The sequence below is a fragment of the Xanthobacter sp. DMC47 genome (genome assembly GCF_056313845.1).
In genome coordinates this window covers 1-1,026 of the sequence record NZ_JBQUZM010000003.1, presented here as the reverse complement: position 1 = coordinate 1,026, position 1,026 = coordinate 1, and the positions used below count along the sequence as shown (strand labels likewise).

General features: G+C 56.6%; 2 tRNA genes and 2 rRNA genes. All 4 read left to right on the top strand.

The features are described 5' to 3' along the window. Positions 1–70 (top strand): 16S ribosomal RNA (locus tag ACT54R_RS11780); the annotation flags it as partial. Positions 71–275: 205 nt separating this feature from the next. Beyond that, a tRNA-Ile gene (locus ACT54R_RS11775) sits at positions 276–352 on the top strand. Between the two features lie 71 nt (positions 353–423). Beyond that, a tRNA-Ala gene (locus tag ACT54R_RS11770) sits at positions 424–499 on the top strand. Between the two features lie 359 nt (positions 500–858). Beyond that, a 23S ribosomal RNA gene (locus ACT54R_RS11765) occupies positions 859–1,026 on the top strand; the annotation flags it as partial.

Genomic DNA, 1,026 nt, shown 5'->3' with positions numbered 1-1,026 from the left:
AGGGTCAGCGACTGGGGTGAAGTCGTAACAAGGTAGCCGTAGGGGAACCTGCGGCTGGATCACCTCCTTTCTAAGGATGATCCCTCAGTATCGCGACTTCGGTCGTGATCTATCGGATCTCTTCAGAAACATCAGCCGGACACAGTCGGAAACGTCGTGATCTGGCATTTGCGGGACACCGCCGTCTTCGTTTCTCTTTCTTCGCGGACAAGCTTGACGCCCAGGTTGCGGTCCTCGTGAGGGTCTTCCCTCGCTTGAGGCTGCGTTCCGGTTTCGGGCCTGTAGCTCAGGTGGTTAGAGCGCACCCCTGATAAGGGTGAGGTCGGACGTTCGAGTCGTCCCAGGCCCACCACCATCAGACAGTTCTTGCCTGCGCCTCATGTCCGAAGCTTCGCGAACTCTTCGCCTGTGGCATCCTGTGATGGGGCCATAGCTCAGTTGGGAGAGCGCGTGCTTTGCAAGCATGAGGTCGTCGGTTCGATCCCGTCTGGCTCCACCATTCTTCTTTTGTTGAGGAAGATGATGGCAGGGTGGTTTGCGCTCGATCCATCAGGATCTAGAGCGTCTTGTCCGCGAATAATCTGTTTCGCATGTTCCATCATGCCGGTCTCCGGCGGAACATGCACGGCTGTATGACATCGTGAATAGGGCATTGATCGACTGTACCGTGGCAACACGGTCGGGTCGTGGGGAGGGTGGCGACACCTTTCGATGCGATCATTGGGTGCTGACCGCACCATTGTCGACAATGCGAAGCTGGTCTTTTCAAAGAAGACGTCGAAGCCTCCGGCCGGACGCAATGCAAATTGCGTTTTGGATACGGGCCTCTGCCGAGGGGTGGGCATCGACGATGAGAACGATCAAGTGTCTTAAGGGCATTCGGTGGATGCCTTGGCGCTAAGAGGCGAAGAAGGACGTGATACGCTGCGATAAGCTTCGGGGAGCCGCAAATGGGCTTTGATCCGGAGATTTCCGAATGGGGAAACCCACCTTCGAAGACTGGAACTCCGAGGTTTCGACCTCGGA